A 6,630-nucleotide genomic window follows, 5' to 3' on the forward strand; every position below is an offset into this window, starting at 1 on the left:
AAGTGAGTGTTCCTTCGAGGTTGTTGATTTTGAAGTTTATGTCCTCTTTCAACCCCCAGTCTTTCATAATGCTTTTAATGGTATTCCATGTGGATTCTTTCAGGGACTTGAGGGTTTTACGCGCCACTACCGCCCGCAGGTTTTCAAAGCGCAGGCAGCTGCTAATCAGCCACACGCTCCCAACGTATGATTTTCCGCCACCTGCTGCCCCGCCGCCCAGAATGAGTTGCGGCAGGTTTTGATTATGGCATTTTACGCATTGCGGCTTGTACTGCGGATTGCGGTTCATGTCATAGCCAATCAGGATTTGTTCAACTCTACCACCACACAACGGACAGCAGTCCGGTTGCAGGAGTTTCCACAACTCGTACTGTCGCGGCGAGGGCTTGAAGTCAATGCGGACGGACTTGGGCGCTTTCAGCCGATGGCTTGCCATCAGATAATTTCGATAGTGATGTCTTTTTCCCTGGCAAACAAGGCATTCAGCCTGTCGGAAGCAGCGCGTGAATCGGTTACTTTCCCTTTGACGGTATTGTTGCCGACAATAATGCAGCCTGCGCTGCTGTTTTCCGTCGTACCGGAATGGATTAAGATGCCGATAAAATGCGGAACATTATGCAAGCGCGGCAAAACCCGTCCGAATTTGGGACTCAGTTCCATGGTTACTTTGTACACCCCCACAGGAATAGCGGTTTGGGCATAGACTTTCTCTTTGCACTTGCAGGCAATGCCTTTGGGCGTATCGGGACAGCTTGCGGGCAATGAACGTACCTTGTCTTCAATGGTGTTGCAGAAGAATTTGTCGTTGATATACAAGTCGCCGACTGTGTAGGTTTCGCCCTTGAATTTGCGTTTTAATAGAAGTTTCATCTCTGACATATTTTTGAGTTATGTCAAAGAATAGGAGAATGGAGAGTATAAGGGTTATAAGAGAGAAATGGTTTTTATGGTGGGCACTAACTTTAATTGTCTGTTCTTTATGTATTTATACCAGCTTTGTATTTACTTTTATTTTGCCCTCTTTTTCTTTGATTGAAAAAGAGGAAATATAGCCTTTTCTATCTAATTTTTCTACCAATTCCAAATTCAGTTGATTTTTTGAAATAGATGGATGCTTACCCTTAGAGGCAATACTCGAATACGGTTCTTCAAATAGATTGAGTAGTGCTGTTATTTGGTTGTTATTCAATGAATCAAAATAACGAATGAGTAATTTTAATTTATTGTCTAATTTTCGACTGTATTGTATGAGGCTTTTCAATAAGTCAAAATCCAATTCTATTTTGTGAGATTCTACTAAAATATCACAGATTGAACAACTTAGTTCTTTATTCCCTATAATTAATTCATTATCTGTATTTTGTATAATAGATACCTTTTGCTGTTGATTGAATGTTGACGAGTTTATAAGTGCTAATACATCATTTCCATCCAAACTATATTCCGCTTGATTTTCAATAAACTCATGTGAATATTGCTTTAGTAAATCAATATGTTTCTCGCTGAAATGTTCTTTTAATAAGTTATAATTGTCCACAGTTAAATTTAAAAATCGACTTATTATCATCCAATTAACCTTATTATCAGATAAGTTTTCAAAAGCTAATTTATTATATGAGTATGGAATACTTTTCATAAGAAATTCAAAACTACGGTCGGATATTTCAAGGCAAAGTATTAATGATGAGGATATTTTCTTTATAAACTCCTCTGATTTTTTTGAATTAGCATTTAGCTTTGTTTTGGAAAGTTCCCTATAATTAATTTCTTGATTGAGGAATGAAATTAGAATATCATCAATAATTTCTTCTTTCAGTTCGTAATAGCAAATGACATTTTCCCATGTTGCTGCCATCTTTGAGTTTTCTACAATAAATTCGAGTAAGTTATGTTCCATCTCATCAAAATGCTCAAGATGGCTAATTAAAACAGTTTGTTTTTCTATAATTTTTTTCCGTTTTTCAAGACTTAATTCTTCATCCTCAATATTAAGTAATTTTACAATGGCTTCTTCTGACTCTTGTGTATTTTCAGGGATTGTTAGAAATACGTTTGAGATATATTCTTCTATATTATTGTCGATATAGTCTATTAATGGTTGGCATTCTGAGTTTTTAATCGTTGTATAATTTGCCGTATTTAATTTATGAACAGTATTGGGAGCGCTTTTTGCTTTTATGAAAAGAGCTATCATGTCCTTATTTATAGCATAATAATCATTCTCATAAATAAAATCAAGCAACTTGTTTTCGCTTTCGGATTGTTCCAAATTTTCAAATTTGATATTTAGCGCTTTAATGACTGTTTTGATTGGGAGTTCATCAGTAAAAACAGAAAGGAAATCTTGCTTTTGAGTGAGATACTTTGAAATGGATTTATTTTTATTCAGAATTTCAATTGTTTCAATATCAATGTTCTCAATTATCAATTTTAGGTATTCATCTTTTTTCTCGCTGGAATAACCGGATTCTTGAATGATATAATCCATAAATGTATTCCAATTCTGACACAGGGAATTGATAAAAATGTCGATATTCAGACCTTTGTCAATGAAGCAGTCTATAAAAGCGATAGCGCTTTTATTTTTGGAGCATATCTGTTTTATAAGCGCGGTGTATTTGTCCTTATATTCTTCCTGCTTCGTTAGTAAGAAATCAAGCAATGAACAATTTAATGCTTCTTTTGATTCAAATTCATTCAGTCGCATTTTCTTAACCAGATTATCCACTTTCGTAAGTTTATAGTCAAACGGGAGCGCTTCGTGATTTAATACGCTGAAACGAAATTCCCTGTCTTCTTTGGTTATAAGTCCCTCGTGGAAGTAGGAAATATAATCGTGGTAATTTTCATTGATATAGCCGTTACGAATCAGGTAAACTATTAGTTTTTCATTCTTTATGGCATCAAAAGAATCTATAAGCCCTATTTTTTCTGCGATTTGTTGTAATGTCCATGATTTTACTTCATTCTTTGCTATTTTTAATTCTTCAATTCGTTTTTTGAATTGTTCAATTTTATTATCTTTTTTGTCTTGAATGAAGCGCTCTCTTTCTTGGTAAGTTTTACTTGTATCAATTTCTTTTTCAATATCATTAAACGAAAAATTACTTTTTAATTCTACTTTATTTTGACGTCCATAATATGAATTATACTGATACTCATAATATCCTATTTTATTTGTTTTCAATAGAATATTGAAAGGGTTATCTTCTTTAATTTCAGAAAAATTATATTCTTTATCTCCAATATAAAATGAATATATTCCTGATAATTTCTCTATTACGGTATAAATATAAATTGCTCTTAATTCTTGAATATTTTTCAGACAAACATTTTCAATGTCTTCTATTCTCTTTTTAATGCTCTTAATTTCGGTGTTAATATCATCTATCCTCTCCTTGATTAAAGCAGGCTTACTTTCAAAAATTGTGAATACTTTCCCTTTCCCATTATGCAAATCCACAAAATCAGAAGGAAAGATATTCTTGTAGATTATCATTGCCAATAAATTGTCAAGGTGTAATTTGGAACTCAATTTTTCCTTGTAAATAATGTATTCGTTGCAGATATTTTTAAGTAATCTCATATCGTCAATATACATTGACACATCATCAATTAAATCCGGTGATATAGATTTTGTTTCGGAAGAATTATCCTTTATCAGCAGACTATGAAGCATAGCACCTGAATTTGAGGTATTTACCACTGGAATAACAGGTATAATAAAATCAAAAAACTTAGTCCTGTTTTTATCATGGAACATATCATCTTTGATTGCATAGATAAATACAACGCGCCGGTGAATTTGTTTTGAACTGTTTATCAAGATGTTTAACTCTCTAAGTTTTGTGAAAATATCGGGATTGTTAAACCGGTCTAAATCCTCCAAAATGACAACATTAAATTTGGTCACTTCAAAGAAATAAAGAATTTCATCCAGATGTTTATTCAAAATTGAAGAATCAATATCTTGACTTATTTCTATTTCGCCACTTTGAACATTCAATTTATTTAATTTTGAGTTATTGGCAATTCTAATTGACTTTGCAATCATTAAGCCAATACCTAAAATAATGATTGAAGGTAATAAGTATGATACAAAAGGGTTTGACAAATCTATTTCTTTCCAAATTGCAGTATTTTGGATAAATCTTGGATTTATGAATAGTAATAATGATATAAGCCAAATAATTGAAAACAAAGTTTTGATTAAAAGATTTTTGCCTCTGATACTTTTTATTCGCTTAAATCTGGAATCGGGTATTGAATGATGTCTTACATGATAAAACATTTGTTGCAGAATACTCAGTTCTATCAATCTGTCAATATTTACCTCTTTTCCATTTTTAGAATCATCATTATCTTGTCCTGTAAAATTATCGCTAAAAGAAGCAAGCGAGATATTCAGATAATGGTAACCGCGATGCTCCTTTTCAAATGTTTGGATAATACTGCTTTTACCTGAACCGTATGCTCCTGTCAGAGCAACATTCTTGATATTCTCATTTTTTAATGCCCACTCTAATGCGACGGAATACTTTTTATCTTCGTCTCCTTTACATATAGGAGTTAAGTCTTCGTATCCAAATGGATTCGGATTGTTGAAATAGCGATTAAGTATAAGCTCAAACTCACTTAACTTATTTATCAGAAAAGAAACGCATTGCACTATGAGCATTCTCATATATGTCGTAACTTTGTTCGACAATTCAGTAATTAACTTTTTCATATATATGGCATTAACATTGACAATTCCCTATATTTTCTCTACCAACTCCTTTTTTACTAACTCCCAAGCCGCTTCATTATTATACTCAACACCCTGTTTCAGCACCATACGAATATCCTCTGTAAATTCCTTGTCCGTCATTTTTTCAGTCATGTTTGCAAGAAACTGTTTCTTTGTAGGCGGTTTATCCACAGCATTGGTCATGTGAACCTTGTAACAATGAATAATTTTGTCAATATCCATTGTCATGTTAGTCAACGCCCAATACAAATCAAATAAATCCCGTCCTTTCTTACGTTGATACAAGGCTTTCAGTTTCGTGCCAAGCAATTCTTCTATTTCGTATCCGGTAATATGGCATTTCCCCGAAAACCAAGCGCTGTTCACATCATAAGGTATTTCTTTCAATCCGAAGATATTCAAATGTTCACGGGTGTTGATCTCTATTTTCAACCGCATATTGACTACCGGCTGCATTTCCGAATCAAAACGATAGATAACCGTATTGTTATGTATATGTTGCTTGACTGTTCGCTTGATTCCGAGAAAATCTAACTTTTCACGCATCCGTTTCAATATCGGATTGACGGGTTCGGAATTGATTTGTACCAAGTCAATGTCTTCGGAATACCGGATTTGGGGTTTGATATAGAGCTTGTGTAATGCCGTTCCTCCTCGAAAAGCCAGTGAGTTCTTCAGCAAATCGTCCGAATACATTTCTACAATCGCTCTTGCAATAACCAAATCCTGTTCTACCTGAGCATCCGTTGTCCAAGGCGCTACTGCCCGCCATTCTTCAATATATCGTTGTGGTATCATAAATCGCTTTCTATTTCCATATTTTTAATTACTTTCCACTTGCTGTTGATTTCTCCTTTTTTCTCCTTTTGAGGCGAGAGAGGTACGGGGTAAAATGTCCTTTCGTTCAATACGTTCAATAAAGCATCCGACAATTTTTCATTTGCAACTATTTGTTCCATGATGTATCCCAAACGTTGTATAGCCGCCGTATTCGTGTACTGCATGGCTATTTTACGAAGAGGAGCAGGTTTCATTTCTTCCGATAATTCCTGCAATACCGTTGTGATTCGATTGACCCCGAATTTATGGATGTACTCGAAAAACTCCAACGCCGTCAGTTCGGGCGATGAAACGTTGATGTAGCCCGCAGGTGTTTTACGTTGTATAATGCCGTCTTGAATAAAATTCTGCTTGGAATAAAAATCTATTTTGAGCTTGGCAATACTTCTTGGCGCCGGACTTTGAACGATGACGGTATATCCCATCGGTTGCTGATGGGCTGCACCATGCAATGCGGCAGCCGATAATAACGCCACATAATACTGTTTGTCCAGTGACTTCATCAAATCGTCAATAAACAGGTAAGGAGGAAGCATCCCCTGCTTTGAATATTCAGGTGGAATAATCACATAAAAGCCCTGCCGTATTTGAGCAATTTCCTTTTTCAATTTCAATCGGTATAGCCCCTGCTTCAATGTGAGATAAGGCAGCCCGAAATGTTGCTGCAATTCGTCGAGCGTAAGGGAATAACGTCCCTGTGCCCGAACTTCGGTCAGATACTTATCCAAATAATTATATGTACTGTTATCCGTCATGTTTGAAATTGCATTTAGATACACAAATTGTAACCTTTCGCAAAGGTACGCTATTTTTGAGATGGAGCAAAATAATAAAAAATAAAATCATGGAAAACAATTCTATACTCTCGTAAGCTAAATGTAACTATAAACAGAAAAAATATTTAACTTTGCCAGCGAATAATTGATAACTAATTATTATGGATGGTATAAAGCATTACATAAACAATTTCATTCAGGAACACAAATATCTTCTTCAAGGTATTAGAATAATCCTTATAGCCAATGTTATAAGTCAAACAA

At 34.6% G+C, this 6,630-nt stretch carries 4 protein-coding genes and 1 pseudogene; all 5 read right to left on the reverse strand.

What is annotated here, in order from left to right:
* Nucleotides 1–436: pseudogene (locus tag ACYPWY_RS15280) on the reverse strand (phage terminase large subunit); the annotation flags it as partial.
* Nucleotides 436–870, reverse strand: coding sequence for a DUF5675 family protein (locus tag ACYPWY_RS15285; RefSeq protein WP_459686410.1), 435 nt, complete (start codon nt 868–870; stop codon nt 436–438). The pseudogene ACYPWY_RS15280 and the gene ACYPWY_RS15285, both read right to left, overlap by 1 nt.
* Nucleotides 871–985: 115 nt before the next feature.
* Nucleotides 986–4,729 (reverse strand): YobI family P-loop NTPase, encoded by a 3,744-nt coding sequence (locus ACYPWY_RS15290; protein ID WP_459686411.1) that lies wholly within the window; start codon nt 4,727–4,729, stop codon nt 986–988.
* A gap of 27 nt (nt 4,730–4,756) precedes the next feature.
* Nucleotides 4,757–5,548: a nucleotidyl transferase AbiEii/AbiGii toxin family protein gene (locus ACYPWY_RS15295; protein ID WP_459686412.1), complete on the reverse strand. Its 792-nt coding sequence runs from the start codon at nt 5,546–5,548 to the stop codon at nt 4,757–4,759.
* Nucleotides 5,545–6,345, reverse strand: coding sequence for a type IV toxin-antitoxin system AbiEi family antitoxin domain-containing protein (locus ACYPWY_RS15300; RefSeq protein ID WP_459686413.1), 801 nt, complete (start codon nt 6,343–6,345; stop codon nt 5,545–5,547). The genes ACYPWY_RS15295 and ACYPWY_RS15300 overlap by 4 nt, the downstream gene beginning before the upstream one ends.
* Nucleotides 6,346–6,630 lie beyond the last annotated feature (285 nt).

This window comes from Viscerimonas tarda (assembly GCF_054601255.1).